The sequence below is a fragment of the Eubacterium maltosivorans genome (assembly GCF_002441855.2).
Lineage (GTDB): Bacteria > Bacillota > Clostridia > Eubacteriales > Eubacteriaceae > Eubacterium > Eubacterium maltosivorans.
Genome location: NZ_CP029487.1, coordinates 1286203 through 1306503, shown reverse-complemented (window position 1 = coordinate 1306503; position 20301 = coordinate 1286203). Strand labels below are relative to the sequence as shown.

Sequence of the window (20301 nt, the reverse complement as noted above, 5' to 3'; positions counted from 1 at the left end):
TTTTTATGGGGCGTCCTCCACAGGAACCACTACATTTTCATTGTCAGAATCCTTCAAATAGCGCTCAACGGGAGCGCTGGTGTCAATGGTAATGCCGGTTTTGCCTCCAGTCTGTCCGGCGATGGTATCGCTGATCTTCATAAGATCATCCGAGGGGGTGTAACCCGAGTCATTGCCGTACAAAATCTTGTGCAGCACAATGGCATTATCGGCCAGCGTGTCGGGCACAAGGTACCAGACCCCGTCGATCATATCGCCGTGGGAGTAATCGTCAAGGGGGACTCTGTAGCCGTCAAAGGTCTTGCTGTTAAGTGACATAAAGGTCTTGGCATAGCCTGTCATATCCTTAAGCGGCAGCGAGGTCTGCACATAGGGATAAACCTTGCCGAGGAGGCTGAGGTCTGTAAAAATATCGCTGTTAAAAAGTTTTTGGGCAATCTTCTCAAAGACCTCCCGCTGGCGTTTGGTGCGCATATAGTCGTTATCACTATAGCGCTCACGACAGAAAGACAGAGCCTGGATTCCGGTAACGGTCTGGACACCGGTCTGTGTAAGAAACGGGTCGGATTTTCCGACCTTGTCATTGTCATCCATAATGTACTGGTTTGTCCAGTGGAGCACTGATTCGTTGGGAATATTGATTTCAACCCCGCCCAGGGCGTCGACCACGTCCACCAGACATTTAAAGTCAATGGAAACATAGTCCGAAATGTTTAAGTCCAGATTTTCATTCAAGGTCTGAATGGCCAGCTCGGGGCCTCCGTAATCGTAGGCGGCATTAACCTTTTCGTAACTTACGCTGTTCTCCTTTCCCTCGGGAATTTTGACCATTAAGTCCCGCATGAGGGAGGTAGCCTTGACATTGCCTGTTTTGTAATTGACAGTGACCAGCATGATGGTGTCTGAGCGGTCACCGTCGATATCATCGCGGCCATCGAGGCCGAAAACAGCGATATTGGAGACATCTTTATCCAGCTTTTGGTTAATATGGAGCTGATCTGCATCCAGCCGGTCGCCGGAGATCCCCCGCAAAATGCTGAAGCAGTAGACCGCCCCGCTCCCAATCAGAATGATCAGGCAAACTAAAACAACGCTGAGCACCTTTTTCCTTAATCGCATATCCGTACCTCCTTTGTTCCTGCTTGTATCAATTATGCACAAGTCCAAGCACCGATGTATTAAGATTTGCTAAGTATAGCATACTTTTGATACAAAATAGATACATTTTCGGTGCATTTAAGGAAGGATACAGGTTGAAAAGGTGCATTCCTGTCATGTTTCTATTCCACGCTCTTAAGCGAATCGATCATATCAATGTGATCCAGCGTCCTGTTGGTCATGAGATTGACGATGAGCGCAAAGCTGAAAGAAATCAGCGCTGTGATGGCGTAGCTGACAGGCTCGACATAGACGGCAAAGTGGACCGAAGGCATATTGAGCACATAAGTCAGACTGCCGCCCAGGGCGCGGCCGACAGGCAGGCCAAACAGAATGCCGATGAGGGTGAGGATGAGGGTTTCCTTATTCACATAAAGGTGAACCTCCTTGTCATAGAAGCCCAGCACTTTCATGGAGGCCAGCTCCCGCGTCCGTTCCGATATGTTGGTGGACGAGAGGGAGAACAGCACGATAAAGGCCAGGCCCGCCGCCATGGCGGTAATCAGGTAAACCACTGAGTTCACCAGGGAAAAGGCCGAGGAAAAGCTTTCTTTGAGCTCGGCAGTGCTGGTGACCGACAGCATTTTATCCTGGCGGCCCAGAGTATCGGCGTAGGCCTTTTGGTCGGCACAGGCGTCTGAGAGATGGGCGAGAGCCGCGTTGGGCTCGTAAGTGCCAAACATTGCCTCATAAATGTTTTGGCGCATGTAAACCGCGTTGCCAAGGTAGTTGCGCACAATTCCCGAGACCGTTGATTCCTTCTGGACCAGCTGGTCATCCTGGATAAAGAGTGTATCCCCAGCACCAAGGCCCAGCATACGGGAGACATTTTCGGTGATCAGCACGCCGCTGTCCGGCAGAGAATCCGCAAAGCCATCGGTATTTTCGAGATGGATATAACCCTCGAGGGAATGCCCATCAGGCACCACGATGAGCTGCACCTTTTCCTCTTTACCTTCGGCTGTTTTTTTGAGCTTGACATTGCCCGTCAGTATGTTCACATAGTCCGCGATGTTGTCGTCTCCAGACAGGTGCTCCATCACCTCGGTGTTGTCCTTGGCGGAGGTGACGGCCATGAGGTCGTACTGGTAGATGTGCTCATACTGCTTGGGCATCAGGTCGTTCACCGAGTTTTTAATGGCAAAGCCGCAGAGCACCAGGGCCGTACAGCCCATGATGCCCGCCACCGTCATAAACAGTCTTTTTTTGTAGCGGAACAGGTTTCGCATGGTCACCTTGTTTAAAAAGGAGAGACGGTTCCAGATTGCCGGGATGCGTTCCAGCAGAACCCGCGAGCCGCCGCGCGGCGCCTTGGGGCACATGAGTACAGCGGGCATATGGATGAGCTCGGTGCGGCAGGCAATGGCCGCCGCGCCCGAAATGCTGACCGTGAACAGCAGCACACCGCCCAGACCATAGAGCAGATTAAACCGGAACAAGTATTCCGGCAGCATATAGAGCATCTGGAAGATAGTAAACACAAATTTGGGCAGCAGGATAAAGCCACAGATGTCCCCCAAAATCCCACCGGCCAGACAGGCCGCCAGAGCATATAGCAGATACTTGCTGTAAATGGCAGCGTCCCGGTAGCCCAAGGCCTTGTAAGTGCCGATGAGCCCCCGTTCCTCCTCTACCATCCGTGTGATGGTAGTCAGGCTGATGAGCACCGCCACCACCAGAAACACAATGGGGAAGGCTGTGCCCACCGCCTCGATGGAGCCCGCGTCGCTCTCGATGCTGGCATAGCCGCCCAGAGCGCTCCGATCCTGGACATACCATTTGGCCGTGTCGATGTCGGCCAGCTCTGTCCGGGCGTCCTCCAGCTTTTGTTCGGCCCTGGCTTTGGTGTCCTCGTATTCTTGACGCTTTTCGGTAAGCTCAGCCTGTCCTTCATTCAGTTCTGTCTGTCCGTTGGCCAGCTCCTGACGTCCACTTTCCAGGGTTTGGCGCCCCTCTGCCAGCCGTCTGCGGGCGTTAGCTTCCTGGGTGGTGAGCTCAGACGCGCTGGCATCCAGCAGGCTCTGGCCGTTTTGCAGCTGGGTGCGTCCCTCAGTCAGCTGAGCCCGGGCAGCTGCGAGCTGCGCGGCGTTCGCCTCCAATGTCTCGGCGGTGGACTTAAACTGAGTGTCGGCTTCACGCTGCTGCTGTTCCAGCTTTGTCCGGTTTTCATCCAGGGACAGACGGCCCTCGCTTAGCTGGCGCAGACCGCCAGCCAGCCGGGGAATGGCCTCCGGCAGATTCTGAAGCTGAGCCTTCTGAGCCTGAAGTGCCGCCAGACGGGCGGCGTCATCCGGGTCGTCCGGGTCCAGGGCGGCGATCTGAGCGTCGATGGCCTGCACAGCCCCGTCAAGCACGGGTGTGAAGGCAGCCATAAAGGCGGCCTGCGCATCCGCCACCGATTCCGCGGGAGCCCCGAGCCAGGCGTCCCACTGCCCCGAAGGCCAGGCTGGCCCAAACTGGGCAGACAGAGCTTCTGCCTGTGCGTTTAAATCGGACTGGGCAGCCTCCAGCTTTGCCTGCTCCTGGTCAAGGAGGGCGCGGGCGCTCTGCAGCTGGGTGTTCACCTCAGCCTGCTTTTGGGCCAGAAGCTCACGCCCCTTTCGCAGCTGGGTCTCACCCTCATCCAGCAGGGCGCTGGAATCCTCAAGCCTGGCGGCGTTGGCCATGAGTTCGGCGTAGCCGTCGTTTATTTTCTGTCGGGCGTCCTCAAACTGTGCGTTGGCGGTCTGCTCCTGATCAGCCAGCTCCCGGGCGCCGTTCTCGAGCTCCCGCAGGCCGTCCTCCAGCTTTTGCCGCCCATGGGCCAGCTCCTTTTCGGCATCGTCGAATTTGGTCTCAGCCTCTGAAAACTGCGCGTTCATTTTTTGCTCGGCGTCAGCGATCTTGTCCGCAGCTTCGCTGGAAACGGATTGGGTGCGCGCCTGTTCGCGGTCGGTCTTGATCTCAGACTCAATGGTCTGAATGATCTGCTGGACGCTGTCTTTGTACGCGTCGGAGTAACAGATAAGACCGCGGCTGTCTGTGAGCGTCAGGTAAACAGCAGTAAAGATACCGCTGTCAACAGCCCCGGGTGTGACGAAAAAGGTGAAATCAGTGGTGGAGGCAGAGCGGAAGGCAGAGGCGCCCTCGTTGTTGCTGATGTCCATGGGGTCCAGCACCACACCGGTGATTTTATAGGTGGTGTTGGCAAAAGCAGGATTTTCAGTCTCATCCTCAAAATCCGCGGCCCATTCATCGGTGTCTCCGGCATTGTCCTTTGGCTCAGCGGGCACTAAGTCCTCCTCAATGGTGAGGGTGTCGCCTAGAGTCTTACCAGTTTCTTTCATGTATTTTTGAGTCACGGCGATCTCATCTGCCTTTTGTGGAAGAACACCCTCCAGCAGATAGGGCTCGTTCATGCCCTTGGCGCTCAGCACCTTGACTTCAGCGTTCTGGCGCTTGTCATCCACCTGGGTGTAGACCGTCTCGCTGTAGGCGCCCTCGGCAGTCTCGACGCCCTCCAGCTGCGAGAGCGCGGCCACGTCCTCATCGGTCAGCCCCAGGGTGGACATGACTGAAATGTCGTAAAGGTTCTGGGTATCAAAAAAACGGTCCGCCGAATAGCGCAGGTCGTCGCAGGCGGCCTTGAGCCCTGTGAGCATGGTGACCCCAAGTGCTGTGATCATGAGTATGGAAAAAAAACGTTTGCGGCTCCTCTGGATTGTCCGCCAGATATCTTTAAGGAATGCGTTTTTCATGGTTGTCTGCCTCCGTTGTGAACAACATGGTGTTTATAGCTTTATTATAGAGGTTGAAACAGACAGTATCAATGAACAAAACAAGGGGAAATGTTGAATACAACACGTTGTTGTGCTATGATGACGGAAAAGAGGAGGCGATCTTGTGAGAAAACAGCCTGAAGTCACAGAACAGACAAAAGCAAATCTCAGAACAGCGTTCTGGAATCTTTACAAAGAAAAACCCATCGAAAAGATAACCATCAAAGAGATAACCGATGCCGCTGGGTATAACAGGGGTACCTTCTATCTCTATTATAAAGATGTCTACGACCTTTTTACCAGGATCGAGGAGGAGCTGCTGGAGGCAATCCGTCAGCTGATCCACGATACACTGCCCCAGAAGGAAGGCCTGGATTTCGCGGGGCATATGGGGCTGATCGTCGAGCTTACTCAGCGCTACTCGGCCTATATGTCCGTCCTGCTGAGTGACCGGGGCGATCCCAGCTTCGGCACCCGCCTCAAGGAGATGATCTGGCCCTTGCTCAACCGCTACCTGATCTCCACCAAAGACCTGACCGAGAAAGAGCAGTCCCTTTTATCCGAATTTTACCTTTCCGGCCTTCTGGCAGCCATTACCAAATGGCTGAACGACCCGGGGGATATGACCATCGACCAGTTTATCGGCTTTGTCATGGAGCAGGTGTTTGCAGGGATGTTTATGGTGTAGGGAATTTTGAGAAAGCTATGAGAAATACCGGATAAAGGGTAAAAGTATGTTAGCGGTAAAATACGTAAAAGGAGTCTTGACATGAAAGAAGAACAATCATTTGGCCAATGGGTGGCAGGACGTAAAATAAGCGCTCGTCCCACCAGCCTTAAAACCTATAAAAGCTACGAGCAGGCCCACCTCCTGCCTTTTTTTGGCGATATGCCCCTCAGGGCCATCAGCAGAAAAAAGATCCGGAAGTTTAAAAAACATCTGAGTAAAAAGCTGGCGCCCAAAACTGTAAAAGATATCCTGTCCTATCTTAAGACCATTTTAAAAGCGGCAGAGAAGAAAGGGTATCTTAAAAGCCCGAAAATGCCAAAGGTGCGGGTGCAGGCAAAGGAAAAGGAAATTCTGGACCGCCGCAGCCAGCAGGCCCTGAGCGAAAGAGTCCGGCAGAGCCAGAATCCGCAGGATATGGCCGTGTATATCAGCCTCACCCTGGGCCTGCGCATCGGCGAGGTGCTGGGCCTGAGAATAAAGGACATCGATTTGGAGGGCGGCGTGCTGCGTGTGCGCAAAAACCGCCAGCGCGTGTACGACCCCCAAACCAGCCGCTATCCGGTTGTCAGCCTGAGCCCTAAAACCAAAAGCAGTATCCGGGATATCCCCCTTGCCGCCAGCGTGAAGGCCGTCCTGGCCCACTTTTTGGAAAACAGAGACCATCGCCCCAAAAAGCCATTGATCACAGGAAAAAACGGCCGTCCCTGCGATACCCGCACAGTCCAGCGCCACTTTGCAGGCCTAAAAAAGGAGCTGGGCCTCAGCCCAAAGCTTACCTTCCACAGCCTGCGCCACAGCTTTGCCACCCGGGCACTGGAGGCCGGCGCAGAGATGAACACCCTGTCCGCCTTTCTGGGCCACGCCAGCGTCAGCTTTACCCTCAGCCGTTACGGCCACTGCGTGACAGCCCAAAAGCGGGAGCAGATGGAAAAAATAGCCTCGTGCTTTTAAAAGGTAAAAAAATAACGTTAAGTTAGGAACTTAACACGAAAATATAAAAAATGCTTATGTTTATTCCCGAAATTTGTTATTAAGTTAACATGCTTTACTTTTCATTAACTTTTTTCTTTAATGCCTTGCTAATTTTTCACCTTTATGATACTCTAATAGTATGTATGCTTATACCTTTAACGTTAAGTTCCTAACTTAACGTCAGTCTGAATAAAACAGATAGTGAAAATAGAATAATAAACCATAAGGAGACCACCATGAATCCAACCGTAAAAATCACGCTTACCAAAACTTTGATCCTTGTTTTTTTCGCCTTGACGGCGTTTTTTGTGCTGCCCGGCAGGGTATCGGCCGCGGAAAACAAAGTGGGGGATTTTACGGTGACGGGCGATTCCTCCGGTTACACCTATGACATAGACACCAGAACCCTGACCGTTAACAATGGCGCAGATGTGACCATTAAAAACACGGTACCAGAGACGCCCACTGAGGATAAAATCGTGGTGGCGGGTGACGCCAGCATCACCCTGGATGGGGTGAAGATTGATGTGAGCGATGATTACAACAGCTGTGCCTTTGCCGTGCAGAATAACGCGGCGCTCAATCTGACTCTGTCTGCAGGCAGTACCAACAGCCTGACAAGCGGCAGTGGATGCGCCGGGCTCAACGTACCGGAGAATGCAAAGCTGACCATCGAAAGCAATGCCAGCAGTCCTGGCACATTGGCGGCTAATGGCGGCTATTGTGGAGCAGGTATTGGTGGAAATAGTGAAGCGCGGAGTATCAGCGGAGCCATCACCATTAACGGTGGTGTTATAAGCGCCAAAGGTAGCGGGGGTGGCGCGGGCATTGGCGGTTCTTATACACGTAATGATAACCAAGCACCCAGCAGCAGCAGCGGAGCCGTCACCATCAACGGGGGCAGTGTAACGGCCAGAGGCGATGCGGGTGCGGGCATTGGCGGTGGCTATGCGGAGTCGTTTGGACAAGAGACCACCAGCAGCTGCGGGGCTGTTACCATCAACGGCGGAACCGTGACGGCTATTGGCGGCGAGTGTAGCGCAGGTATCGGTGGCGGCTATGCGAGTGTATTATCGTCGCCTGATCTTCCTATGAAAACCACCAGTGAGGGAGGTGCGGTGGTCATTACCGGCGGCAGTGTCAAAGCAACGAAAGGGGTCAATGGTCGGGATAATATCGGCAGTGGAAGAGCGCGAGAGGGCAGCAGTAGCGAGAAGGGCACTGAGACACCCGGCACCCTCAAAAACGGCAGTGGCGCAGACGTTTCTCTAGTCACCCTCACCCTGTCTGGCGATCCCGCGGCCAATAAGACCATCGACACCCTGACCGTGGGCGGCTACACCGGCGACGCTATGGCAGATGCCACGGCTAAAAAATACGGCATCAAGGACATGGCCACCGACGCAGAAGGCAAGCTCTATCTCTACCTGCCCGCAGGCGACCCGACCGAGGGCGGTTTGGCCTACGCCACCCTGAAAGACGATGCCACCAATACCCTGTACGCAGGCAGTGTCACCGGAACAGACGGCAATCGCAGCGCAATCCTTGCGCCCATTGACGGCAATATCGACATGAGCGCCATCGGCGGTAATCTCTACATCTGGAACGATGGCTACGGCATCGGTAGCAGCAGCAATTTGGTGACAAAAATCCCATACAATGGTAATTACACCTTGAGCGGCACCACCAACAACAACACCGTCACTGTCATGCCCGGCTACGATGGGGGCACAGATGGGCAGGATGGCTACAAAACCATTACTTTAAATAATCTGAATATTGATGTGAGCAGCAATGACGATGGCTGCGCTTTTGCTCTTAGCGGGCAGAGCGGCAATACATCCGGCGCAAGCGTCAACCTCATGTTGGCCGCAGGCAGCGCCAACAGCTTGAAAAGCGGCTTTAACTGCGCCGGACTGGCCGTGCCCGACGGCACGAGCCTGACCATTGATGGCAGCGGGGAGATGACCACCAGCAGCATGGATAAGAAGGAAGGGGAGGGCACAGTTTACAGTCGCGGCGCGGGCATTGGTGGTGACTATGTTAACGCTAATAATGGAGATGCCAGCAGTAGCAGCGGAGCAATCACCATCAATGGCGGCAGTGTCATAGCCATCGGCAGCGAAGGTGCGGGCATTGGTGGCGGCTATGCCGTCAATGGTGGCGATGCTACCAGTAGCAGCGGAGCAGTTATCATCACCGGCGGCAGCGTTACAGCCACCAGCTCTTTAGGCGCGGGCGTCGGTGGTGGTTGTGTTGAGAGTACTGGTGGAAATGCCAGCAGCAGCGGCGGAGCAGTCACCATCACCGGCGGCAGCATCACAGCCACCAGCTCTTTAGGCGCGGGCATCGGTGGTGGCTATGTTGTTACTAATAAAGGAAATGCTACTAGTAGTGGCGGTGCAGTCACCATCACCGGCGGCAGCATCGATGCCACCGGCGGCACAGGTGCCCAGAAAATTGGTTACGGCGGTGTGTTGCAGGGGAGTGAATCCAACAACCAAAATCCCGGCACTCTTACCAACGGTAACAGCGCAGATGTTTCCCTTGTCACCCTCACCATCAACGGCGCGGATAGCCAGCCCATGGCCACCCAAGCCATCGACACCCTGACCGCGGGCAGCTACAAGGGCGCAGAAACACCAGATGCCACCCAAAATATATACGGCATCCACGACGTAACCACCGACGCAGGCGGCAAGCTTTATCTCTACTTGCCCGCCGAGGCCACAAGTCAGGCAGTCAGCACCGGCGCCACCCTGAGGGGCGATACCACCCCAACCTTGTACGCAGGCAGTGTCACCGAAACAGACGGCAATCGCAGCGCAACCATTGCGCCCTTTGACGGCGCCATCGACATGAGCACCACCACCGGCAATGCCTACATCTGGGACGATGGTTTTATGTACGGCACGTCAGCGGACGAAAACGCCAAAATCCTATACAGCGGTAACTACACCCTGAGCGGTGGCACAGCGGAGACAGCCATCAAAAACACCGTCACTGTCATGCCCGGCTACAACGGGGAAACAGATGGGCAGGATGGCTACAAAACCATCACCCTGGACGGGCTGAACATTGACGTGAGCGACAATATAAACAGCTGTGCCTTTACCCTCAATAAGAAGAGCGGAGATATATCCGACGCAAGCGTCAACTTCATGCTGGCTGCAGACAGTGTCAACAGCCTGAAAAGTGGTTTGAACTGCGCCGGACTGAACGTGCCGGACGGCGCGAGCCTGACCGTTGACAGCGATAACACTAACCCCGGCAGTCTGACCGCTCAAAGCACTGATAGACGTTTTGTATTCTCGTATGGAGCTGGCATCGGCGGTGGTTATAATGGAAACGGCGGAGAGGTCACCATCAATGGCGGCATGGTAACGGCGTGTAGTAACGAGGGTACAAAAACTGCTTATGGAGCTGGTATCGGCGGTGGGCATGGAGGAGCAGGCGGAAAGGTCATTATCAATGGCGGCACGGTAACGGCGTATAGTAGCAGTGGTGCAACGACAGCTTATGGAGCCGGTATCGGCGGTGGAGATAAAGGAGGAGCCGGCGGAAGCATCACCATCAATGGCGGCACGGTAACGGCATATAGTGGTAAAGATACTATGAAGGCTTATGGAGCCGGCATCGGCGGTGGTTATGATGGAAACGGCGGAGAGGTCACCATCAATGGCGGTAGGGTGACGGCGTGTAGTGGTAAAAATGCAACGGATGCTTATGGAGCTGGCATCGGCAGCGGTTATAGAAAAGGCGGTGAAACGACGGTTGCCATCAATGGCGGCACGGTAATGGCGTGCAGCGGTAAAAATACAACGGATGCTTATGGAGCCGGCATCGGCGGTGGTGGTGAAGGAGCCGGGGAAACCGTCATCATCACCGGCGGCAGCGTCAAAGCTATCGGCGGAGATGGCGGGGAGAATATTGGCCATGGCCGTTGGAACTCTGATTCCGGTACCCTCAAAAATGGCACCGGAGATGACGCCAAAGACATCTACCTTACCACCATTCAAACCGCAGGCATAAGCCAAGCCACAGACGTCTACCCGGCAGACACCCCGGCCAGCTACGGCCTGAAGGACGTCCAGACCGACAGCGCAGGCAAGCTCTATTTCTACTTGCCCGCCAACGACACCAGCACCCCGGAAACCTACACCACCGTCAGCCTGAAAAAAGGCAGCGAGAACGGCGCTCTGGCCACCGGCAATCTCTGGGTGGCGGACAACCACGGCAATACCCTGCAGATCGGCAATGAGGACACCGAGGCAGCCTTTGATGCCAACGCCCTGACCTACAACAAAATCGCCCTGGCGCCGGCCTTAAAAAGAGGAAAAACAACCCTTGCGCCAAGTGCGATCTATTATAAAGACGCCAGCGGCAAATGGAGTGGTGACAACTCCAACGTTAACGCCGCCACCGGCTACAGCGTCATCGCCCAGACCCCGGCAGATATAAACAGCGTCTACGGACAGAAAATCGTCAAGACCGACTACAATATCAATCCGGCAGCCCCAGTTGTCACCTGGCCCACCGCCAGCCTGACCTACGGGCAGACCCTGTCCCAGGCCAGCCTGACAGGCGGCAGCGCCAAAGGCGTGGACGGCGCAGATCTGCCCGGCGAATTTGTCTGGGAAAACCCCGATACCAATCCGGCAGTGGCCGACAGTGGTATAACCAGCTACACCCTAAACTTTAACCCAACAGACAGCACAAACTATTCATCCGCCCAAAAAACGGATATGACGGTTAGCGTGAACAAGGCCAACGGCACCGCCAGCGTCACCATGGCCAGCTGGGAATACGGCCAGACACCGAGTGACCCCGTGCCCGTATCCGCTACCAACGGCACCGAAAACGTCAGCTATCAGTACAAAGAGAGTACCGCGGACGATACCACCTACACCAGCACAAAGCCCACCATGCCCGGCCATTACACCGTGCGTGCCACCTTTGGCGCAACCACCAATTACAACACCGTCACCGCCACCGCGGATTTCACCATCCGCGAAGGCAGCTACACCGGTCTTACCTTTGAAGATAAAACCATCCCCTACGACGGCAAGCCTCACAGCCTGACTGTGGCCGGCACCCTGCCCCAGGGCACCACCGTGACCTACGCGCCCCAAAGCGTCACAGACGGCGGCAGCCATACCATCACCGCCACCATCAGCGGTGCGGGCTATATCGAAAAGAGTATGACCGCCACCCTCACCATCGAGGCCGCCACCCCGGCCGTCACCATCACCCCAGCCGCCGGACAGGAAATCCTGATCGGCGAGCCCGTGACCTTGAACGTGGCCGTGGCCGGCATCAGCGGTGACACCGTCACCGGGAACGTGACCCTGAACGGCGAAACCCAAACCCTTGAAAACGGCCATGCCGCCTTCAGCTACACCCCGGCCGACCATCAGGCCAAAACCCTGACCGCCGACTACACCCCAGAAAGCAAGAGCAACTACACCGCCGCCAGCACAAGCATCACCCTGACCGCCGGCAAGAAAACCCGGGAACCCATCACCCTGAGCGATCAGACCAAAACCTACGGCGATCCCGCCTACACCCTCACGCCCACCGGTGGCAGCCTCCAGGACGGCGAAGCCTACAGTTACACAAGCGACAACACCAGCGTAGCCCAGGTCGACCAAAACGGCCAGGTCACCATCGCCGGCGCTGGCGCCGCCCACCTCACCGTGAGCCTGCCCGAAAGCAGCGCCTACCAGAGCGCCCAGACCGTCATGACCCTGACCGTCGAAAAAGCCGCCATCACCAGCGTCACCTTCGAGGACGCCAGCTTTAAAGCAGACGGCCAGCCCCACAGCATCGAACTCACCGGAGAGCTGCCCCAGGGCGTGACTGTGGCCTACGAAAACAACACCCAGACCACACCCGGCATCTACAAAGCCAAAGCCATGATCGACGGCGGCCAGAACTACCAGAGCCTCACCCTTGAGGCCACCCTCACCATTACCGAAAAGCCCGTCAATCCCTACGTGCCAGAGAAGCCCGAAACCCCAGACGAAGTGAGCGACAGCATCGACAAGCTGCCCACCCCCGAAGACTACGACGCCATGACCCCCGAAGAACAGGAAGAAGTCAAGGACGCAGTGGACACCGTGGTGGACAGCATCACAGACCTGCCCGAGGAAGAACAGGCCCAGATCCCAGCAGAGGATATCGAGAAAATCAGCGACCTGTACGACAAAATCTACAAGATCACCATCCATAAAGACACCAGCGCCGCCCAGGGGCTGCCCACCCATGTCGATGAAGCCGATATCCAGGTCTACGGCGCCGGCATGGCCGCCCAGGCCCTGGGCGGAGACGTCAAGATCACCCTGACCCAGGACCTGCCGCCCGACCATGCCACCCTGGCCTTTACCCTGGAGCTGTACGTGAAGCGGGAGAGCGACACAGACTACCAGAAAGTCGACCTCAAAACCCCCATCGTCATCCAGTTCGCCCTGCCCGAGAGCGTTAAAGCCGATGGGCTGACCATCGAGCACCTGAACCCCGACGGCAGCGTGAAGGAAACCCTGACACCAGAGATTAAGGAAAGAACACTCACCTTCCTGACCACCAGCTTCTCAAACTTCCTGTTTGTGGAGCAGAAAGATCCGACACCGCCAACACCGACCCCGACGCCGACCACCACCGTCAAACCTGAGGGCAATGGCGGCGAAACCAGAGCCGAGAGCGTTCTGAAGAAAGAAACCGGCCTCAAAAACCCGGCCACGGGCCAAGCCGTGACCGTGGGTCAGCTTGGCAGTACCGCCGCCGTGCTGGCAGCGCTGGCCGTACTGACCGCGCTGGCGATCGGGCGGAAAAGTAAAAAACACTAGAATAAAGAAACACTGAAAGCAACAAAGAGGATGCTGGACAGCATCCGTCAAAAAAGCCCCGAAGGCCGCGTTTGCATAACACACACGCGCCCTCCGGGGTTTTGATTTTTGCCGAAAAAAAGAGAAAAAAGACGAATTTTGCTGCGACAAAAGCAGTACCAGACTGTCCCTTGCCGTGTAACGTACCAGAAGGACACAAAACAGCGGGCAGGCGGCTGCCGTGTAACGCCCTTTGACTGCGGATTGGCGGTCGCCGGCCTGGCCGCAATAGAGAGGGACAGTGTGACACAGAGCCGGACACAAACTGTCCCATAGTCTGTGACACAACTGTCCCCGTTAATAAATATAAATAATAAATATACTATTTTATTGTATTGTAATCAGGGGTCACCGCTCTCAAAATACCCTTGCGCCAGCCCTGTTTTATACGCACGCAAGCCAGCACGCAGGTCAGCACGCAGGCCTGCACCTTCAGCCGCACGGTGGATACAGGAGCGATCAATACAGCTTCGCCCTTGTGCTGTGGGACTTTCCACCCTGTGGATAACTCAGGCCGGGAGCTGGCGGCGCAAGCGGGTTTGCACGCAGTCCGGCACGAATCCCGCACGCACAGCCGCACCGTTAATAAATATATAAATAATAAATATATTATTCTATGGTATTCTAATCAGGAGACGCCGCCCAGCTTCGCCGTATTCTGTGTTACTGTCTTTAAAGACCAGAGACCCGTTGAGAATATAGCTGTTTTTGACGCTATATGCTCCAAATAAGGGCGAAAACGGGATAAGGCATAACTATAGTCGTTATGTGGCTGAAAGTCGCTTAAATCATCGCTTTTTTCAATTTTCGCAGTTTTTGCCATTCTCCGCCGCACTGTGCCGCAGAAAAGACCATTTGGTCTCTGCGGTAATGACGCCGAGAAAAATGACAACACAGCCGATGGCCATCATCAGCGTAAAGCGGTCGCCCAGCAGAATGATGGAGAAAATACTGCCAAAGACGGATTCCAGGCTCATGAGAATGGCCGCGTGGGTCGAGCTGGTGTACTTCTGAGCCACTGTCTGAAGCAGAAAGGCCAGGAAGGTGCTGAACAAGCCCAGATACACGGCGTTAAGCCAGCCTGAGGGCGTGATGGCTGTGGTCAGCTCTCCGGAGAAAATGACATAGATCAGCGATGCCAGCGCCGTGAAGCCCAGCTGAATAACCGTCAGTGCGATGGGGTCGTGATCTTTTGAGAAAACGCCCACCGAGACGATATGGCAGGCAAACAGGAAAGCGCACAGCAGGGTGAGTCCGTCACCCGCGCCAAAGCTGAAGCCAGTGCTGAAGTCTGTTGTCAGCAGGGTAATGCCCAGCAGCATGATAAAGGCCGCGGCAAAATTATAACGGTCTGGACGGTGCTTTTTCACCGCCCAGAAGATAAAGGGCACCATCACCACATTGGTGGCAGTCAAAAACGCCTGTTTACCAGCCTGAATAAACTGCAGGCCGATGGTCTGGGCCGCAAAGGCTGCAAACAGAAAGAACCCGATGATGCACCCGGCCTTGAGGGTATCCTTCGAGATGCCTTTGAGATGCTTGAAAAAGACGATAAATGCTATTAGAAAGGCCACTGTAAAACGGATGGCCATCACCATCATGGGGGTAGTGGCGGCAATGGCGTTTTTGGAGGCCACAAAGCCCGTCCCCCAGACAACCGCCACTATCAGTAACCCGAGATCTGCCATCAGGCCTGTTTTCTTTGTTTTGTCCATGAAAAGCTCCTTTCTGAAGATATAAAGATTATTATAATAAAAATGCCCTTAAAGCACAAGGGAAACCTTGAAATAAATTTTAAAAATACACTTTTTGTGAATAAATATACGAAACGAAGAGATACTTTTCAGACGGAGGCTGGTAAAATTTTAAAATTCCCGGTTCCTGCCTTTTACTATTTTGTAAAATCGTATATAATGGATATAAATAATTATGTACACGTCAGGTGAAGAATGAAATATATTTTAGTAAGACATGTAGAAACCTTTGGCAACGCCGAACACCGCCTCAATGGCCATACCGAATCCGATTATACGGCTTTTGGGGTACGGATGAAGGAAATGCTGGTGGATGAGCTGGTTGCTCTGAACAAAAAAATTCCTTTTGATGAAATTTATGTGAGCCCCATTTCGAGGGCGTATAAAATTGGAGAAGCAGTGGCAGAGCGCCTGGACAGGCCCTTTACGCCAGACGACCGTCTCAAGGAATTTAACTTTGGTATTTTTGACGGGCTGACCGCCGACGAGGCCATGGCTCTGGACAAAAAAATGTGGGATACCTGGATGGATGACTACAACCACGTCACCCTGCCCGGGGGCGAGAACTATACCGATTACCACAACCGCATGAGTGCCTTTTTAGCCGAGCACGCCGCGGTCCACGCCCATAAGAATGTGCTCATCGTAGCCCACGGCGGCACAGTGCACAGTCTGCTGGTCAACCTGCTGGATCTGCCCCTTCAGTCGAAATGGCATTTTAATATCAAGCTTGGCAGCATTACCGTGGTGGACTGCCCAGAGGGCTTTGGTATGCTGGAGGCGCTTTACACGCCCGATTATGACAGTATTAAACTAAATCCGTAAAATATCAGGAGGTTCATTTGGAAGAAATCACAAAGGACATTATGATTGAATCGCCAGAGACGATGTCAAAGGTTTTCGGCAAATATGACGAAAATATCAAGCTCATTGAGGAGCGCTTAAAGGTCGATGTCATGGTGCGCGGCGGCGCGCTCAAAATCCGCGGCGAGAGCAGGCGGGTGGAGGCTGCCGTAAGGGTTGTCGAGGAAATGATCCGCACCATCGCGGGTCAGGGCGGCATTACAAAGGATAATACCGAGTATATCCTCACGCTCCAGTCCAAGGGGCTGGAGAAAGAATACAGCGCCCTGAACGATGATATCATCTGCTACACCATGCGGGGCAAGCCCATCCGCAGCAAAACCCTGGGCCAGAAGCGTTATATTGATGCCATCCGCCATAACGACATTGTTTTTGGCATAGGGCCGGCCGGCACGGGCAAAACCTATCTGGCCATGGCAATGGCCATCACTGCTTTTAAAAATGGCGAGGTGGATCGTCTGATTCTGACTCGCCCGGCGGTGGAAGCCGGTGAAAAGCTGGGCTTTCTGCCAGGCGATCTGCAGGATAAGGTCGACCCTTATCTGCGGCCGCTGTACGATGCGCTGTTTGAAATCATGGGGGCCGAGGCCTTTGAAAAGAATATGGAAAAGGGGCTCATCGAGGTGGCTCCGCTGGCCTACATGCGTGGGCGGACGCTCGAGAATGCCTATATTATACTGGATGAAGCCCAGAACACCACGCCAGAGCAGATGAAAATGTTCCTGACCCGCTTTGGCCAGGGCTCTAAAATCGTGGTGACCGGGGATATTACCCAGATCGACCTGCCCGGGGGCAAGCGTTCCGGCCTTAAGGAGGTCCGTAGGATTCTGCGCGGCATTCAGGACATTGCCTTTATCGAGTTTTCACAGGACGATGTGGTGCGCCACCGCCTGGTTCAGCGCATTATTGAGGCCTATGACCGGAATGACAAGGCGAGGGAAAAAAAGCTCGCGCTTGAGCTGGCTGAAAAGCCAGACTAAAACCATCAGGGCGTTAATGAAGAAGGAGGAGAGAACAAATTGCCATTAGAACTTAATTTGGAAATTGACAACCGGAGCGAGGTCGAGCTTGACGCGGCGGTCTACGAAAAGGTTGAGGAATACATTTTAATCACACTTCAGCAGGAGAATGTTCTGGTGCCCTGTGAGATCAGCTTTTCGCTGGTCGTGCCTGAGGAAATTAAGGAGCTTAACGCTGAGTACCGGGGCATCGACAAGGAAACCGATGTGTTGTCTTTCCCCATGCTGGAGTTCCCGGAAGATGAGGATATGATCACCTATGAGATGGGGATACCGGTCATGCTGGGGGACATCGTCATCTCAACGACACGGGCGGCAGAGCAGGCAAAGGAGTATGGGCACAGTTTGGAGCGTGAGATATGCTACCTGAGTGTGCACAGCGTGCTGCACCTGTTGGGCTATGACCACATGGAAGAGGACGAAAAAAGAGTGATGCGCGCCCGCGAAAAAGCCATTATGGGCGACGACTGACCGTTTTTCAGTTAAGGGGGAGAGAAAAATGCGCCGACGTTTAACAAGCAGTTTTGGATACGCATTTGAGGGTATTAAATATGTATTAAAAACGCAGCCCAATATGAAGATACACAGTGTCATTGGCCTGTTCGCCATACTGGCTGGCTTCTTTTTCAAAATATCGGAGGCCGAGTGGCTGGCCATTGTCATTGTGATCGGCTTTGTGCTTATTCTAGAGGTAGTCAACACTGCGGTCGAGACGCTGGTGGACCTCTACACAGAGGAATACCACCACCTGGCCAAAGTCTCCAAAGATACGGCCGCCGGCGCTGTACTGCTCATGGCCATCGTATCTGTGGTGGTGGGGCTGATCATTTTTCTGCCAAAGATCTGGGCTATGATCGCACCTCTTATCTTTAAGTAAAACAAAAGTAAAAGGAAAATTTATGCATAAAAATACAGAACAACCATTTAAATCAGGTTTTATCAGCATTATCGGCCGACCCAACGTGGGCAAGTCCACGCTGCTTAACAGCATCATGGGCGAGAAGCTGGTGATCACGGCTAACAAGCCTCAGACCACGAGAAACGCCATCCGCTGTATCCACACTGACGCGGACAGCCAGATGGTTTTTATCGACACACCGGGCATGCACAAGCCCAAGAACAAGCTTGGGGATTTTATGCTCAAGTCCGCTGAGGACACCATCTCCGACGTGGACGTGGTGCTCTTTTTGGTGGAGCCTGAGGATAGAATCGGCCCGGGAGACCAGTACATTCTGGATAAGCTCGCGGGCAGCCGGACACCGGTGATCCTGATCATTAACAAGATCGACACCGTGCCCAAGGAAGAACTGCTTAAGACCATTGCGGCCTATCAGGACTATACCTTCCTGGACAGCATTATTCCTGTCTCGGCCTGGAATGGCGACGGGGTACAGGAGCTTCTGGCGGCCATTAAAAAGCATCTGGAGCCAGGTCCCATGTACTTTCCGCCGGATATGGTGGTGGATCAGTCCGAGCGCTTTATTGTGGGCGAGCTGATCCGCGAAAAGGTTCTGCATCTGCTCAAGGATGAGGTCCCCCACGGTGTGGCGGTTGAAGTCACAAAAATGAAGGCGCGTGAGGATAAGAACATTGTCGACATCGACGCTACCATTTTCTGTGAGCGCAAAACCCACAAGGGGATTCTGATCGGAAAGCAGGGCTCCATGCTCAAAAAAATCGGAACCTACGCCCGAAAGGATATTGAATTCTTTTTAAAAACCCCGGTCAACCTTCAGCTCTGGGTCAAGGTAAGGGCAGACTGGCGCGAGAAAACCTACGACCTTAAGGATCTGGGATATACCGAGTAGCCTATGGCACTGGTAAAGACGAAAGGCATTGTGATCCGCGAGCAGCCCTTTCAGGAGCAGGACAAGATTCTTACCCTTTTTACCGAGGAAGAGGGAAAGGTTAAGGCCATCGCCAAGGGGGTAAGGCGGAACCGCAGCCCGCTGGTGGCAGCGACCCAGCTCTTTGCCTACAGCGAGTTTGTCTACTATCCCGGCAAAAATTTTGCCAATATCAATCAGGCCAGCCTCATACAGTCCTTTTATCCGCTGCGCAACGATCTGATAAAGATGTCGCTGGCTTCCTACGTTTTGGAGCTGCTGGACGCTTTTTACGATTACTATCAGGGGAATAAGGCCGTACTGCGGCTGGTGAATTTTATTCTGTTTTACATTTCGGAGGATAAGAGCCAGAGCAACGAGGCGCTGGTCGCCGCCCTTCAGCTAAAGCTGACAGAGGTGCACGGCATACGGCCGGTTTTTGACACCTGCGCGCTTTGCGGCAGCAGTGAACATTTAACGTATTTCAGTATTGAAAATAACGGCGTTTTATGCGAAAATTGTTATCGGACAGAAGGCTATAGCTACCGTCTTACCCCGGAGGTGATTACGGAGATGGTTTATCTCCTCGTCACCCCCATTAAGGCGATAAGACAGCGGGTGTTTGACAAAACGCTGGTACGGCGTATCATGGATATGATGAACCACTATATTTCTTACCAGCTGGCGAAAAACCTCAAAACCTATGACTTCTATCGGGACTTAAATTTATAAGGAGGAACAACATTATGGGAAAATACCGTATGGCACATACCATGATCCGTGTAATGGATCTTGAAAAATCACTGGCATTCTATGAGGATGCGCTGGGCTTTAAGGAAGTCCGCAGAAAGGACAAGCCGGAAGGCAAGTTTACCCTGGTATATCTGGGCGACGGCCAGACTGATTTCACTCTGGAGCTGACCTATAACTACGACCCCGAAAAGCCTTATGTCATCGGCGATGGCTACGGCCATTTGGCAGTGGAGGTCGAAGACCTAGAAGCCAGCCATGAAGAACACAAGGCCAAGGGCTACGACGTTACCGACCTCAGCGGCCTGGACAACGGCGTTAAAAGCTACTATTTCATCAAGGACCCAGACGGGTATAAAATTGAGATTATCCGCCTGAAATAAGCGAAGAGCACAGAAAAAAGCCCCCGGTTGCCGGGGGCTTTTTTATTGCAGCTCGCCGCTTTACATGATCAGGCTGAGTATAAACATCTCCAGCTCGGTTTCGGTAACTTCAAGATTACTTTCGATCATGGAGCGGTATGCTTCAGGATAGCTCTCAACAATTTCTCTGTCTAACTGTGTTAATTGATCTTTCATGTTTCACC

General features: G+C 53.7%; 15 protein-coding genes. 11 read left to right on the top strand and 4 right to left on the bottom strand.

Annotated elements, in window-relative coordinates:
* Positions 1 to 3: 3 nt before the first annotated feature.
* Positions 4 to 1119: an LCP family protein gene (locus CPZ25_RS06385; protein ID WP_058693991.1), complete on the bottom strand. Its 1116-nt coding sequence runs from the start codon at positions 1117 to 1119 to the stop codon at positions 4 to 6.
* A gap of 161 nt (positions 1120 to 1280) precedes the next feature.
* Positions 1281 to 4895: an FtsX-like permease family protein gene (locus CPZ25_RS06380; RefSeq protein WP_096919997.1), complete on the bottom strand. Its 3615-nt coding sequence runs from the start codon at positions 4893 to 4895 to the stop codon at positions 1281 to 1283.
* Positions 4896 to 5040: 145 nt separating this feature from the next.
* Between CPZ25_RS06380 and CPZ25_RS06375 the strand changes: the two genes are divergently transcribed.
* The 4 genes from CPZ25_RS06375 to CPZ25_RS20380 all read left to right on the top strand — a co-directional run bounded on the left by CPZ25_RS06375 (position 5041) and on the right by CPZ25_RS20380 (position 13778).
* A complete protein-coding gene (locus CPZ25_RS06375) occupies positions 5041 to 5604 on the top strand; it encodes a TetR/AcrR family transcriptional regulator (RefSeq protein WP_096919998.1) in 564 nt (187 codons plus the stop codon).
* A gap of 81 nt (positions 5605 to 5685) precedes the next feature.
* Positions 5686 to 6597 carry a tyrosine-type recombinase/integrase gene (locus tag CPZ25_RS06370; protein ID WP_096919999.1) on the top strand — a complete coding sequence of 304 codons (912 nt, stop codon included), beginning with the start codon at positions 5686 to 5688 and terminating at the stop codon, positions 6595 to 6597.
* A gap of 257 nt (positions 6598 to 6854) precedes the next feature.
* Positions 6855 to 13463, top strand: coding sequence for a beta strand repeat-containing protein (locus tag CPZ25_RS20965; protein ID WP_096920000.1), 6609 nt, complete (start codon positions 6855 to 6857; stop codon positions 13461 to 13463).
* Positions 13464 to 13601: 138 nt separating this feature from the next.
* Positions 13602 to 13778 carry a hypothetical protein gene (locus CPZ25_RS20380; RefSeq protein WP_167495180.1) on the top strand — a complete coding sequence of 59 codons (177 nt, stop codon included), beginning with the start codon at positions 13602 to 13604 and terminating at the stop codon, positions 13776 to 13778.
* A gap of 524 nt (positions 13779 to 14302) precedes the next feature.
* Here the strand turns inward: CPZ25_RS20380 and CPZ25_RS06360 are convergent.
* On the bottom strand, positions 14303 to 15217 hold the full coding sequence (locus tag CPZ25_RS06360; protein ID WP_096920001.1) for a DMT family transporter: 915 nt from the start codon (positions 15215 to 15217) through the stop codon (positions 14303 to 14305).
* Positions 15218 to 15451: 234 nt separating this feature from the next.
* Between CPZ25_RS06360 and CPZ25_RS06355 the strand changes: the two genes are divergently transcribed.
* Genes CPZ25_RS06355 through gloA form a run of 7 tightly spaced genes read left to right on the top strand, consistent with a single transcriptional unit; the run spans position 15452 to position 20098 of the window.
* Entirely contained in the window at positions 15452 to 16081 is a 630-nt protein-coding gene (locus tag CPZ25_RS06355) for a histidine phosphatase family protein (protein ID WP_058693998.1), read from the top strand.
* A gap of 17 nt (positions 16082 to 16098) precedes the next feature.
* Positions 16099 to 17100, top strand: coding sequence for a PhoH family protein (locus tag CPZ25_RS06350; RefSeq protein ID WP_083337077.1), 1002 nt, complete (start codon positions 16099 to 16101; stop codon positions 17098 to 17100).
* Positions 17101 to 17139: 39 nt separating this feature from the next.
* Positions 17140 to 17610 carry an rRNA maturation RNase YbeY gene (gene ybeY, locus CPZ25_RS06345; protein ID WP_243129351.1) on the top strand — a complete coding sequence of 157 codons (471 nt, stop codon included), beginning with the start codon at positions 17140 to 17142 and terminating at the stop codon, positions 17608 to 17610.
* 28 nt (positions 17611 to 17638) lie between these two features.
* The gene (locus CPZ25_RS06340) at positions 17639 to 18016 is read left to right on the top strand and encodes a diacylglycerol kinase family protein (RefSeq protein WP_058694000.1); all 378 of its coding nucleotides are present in this window, start codon (positions 17639 to 17641) and stop codon (positions 18014 to 18016) included.
* Positions 18017 to 18038: 22 nt separating this feature from the next.
* Positions 18039 to 18947: a GTPase Era gene (era, locus tag CPZ25_RS06335; RefSeq protein WP_074617155.1), complete on the top strand. Its 909-nt coding sequence runs from the start codon at positions 18039 to 18041 to the stop codon at positions 18945 to 18947.
* A 3-nt stretch (positions 18948 to 18950) separates the two neighbouring features.
* A complete protein-coding gene (gene recO, locus CPZ25_RS06330; RefSeq protein ID WP_096920002.1) occupies positions 18951 to 19697 on the top strand; it encodes a DNA repair protein RecO in 747 nt (248 codons plus the stop codon).
* Positions 19698 to 19711: 14 nt separating this feature from the next.
* A complete protein-coding gene (gloA, locus tag CPZ25_RS06325) occupies positions 19712 to 20098 on the top strand; it encodes a lactoylglutathione lyase (RefSeq protein WP_058694003.1) in 387 nt (128 codons plus the stop codon).
* Between the two features lie 60 nt (positions 20099 to 20158).
* Here the strand turns inward: gloA and CPZ25_RS20960 are convergent, their stop codons facing one another.
* Positions 20159 to 20293 (bottom strand): hypothetical protein, encoded by a 135-nt coding sequence (locus CPZ25_RS20960; protein ID WP_263422122.1) that lies wholly within the window; start codon positions 20291 to 20293, stop codon positions 20159 to 20161.
* Positions 20294 to 20301: the final 8 nt, after the last annotated feature.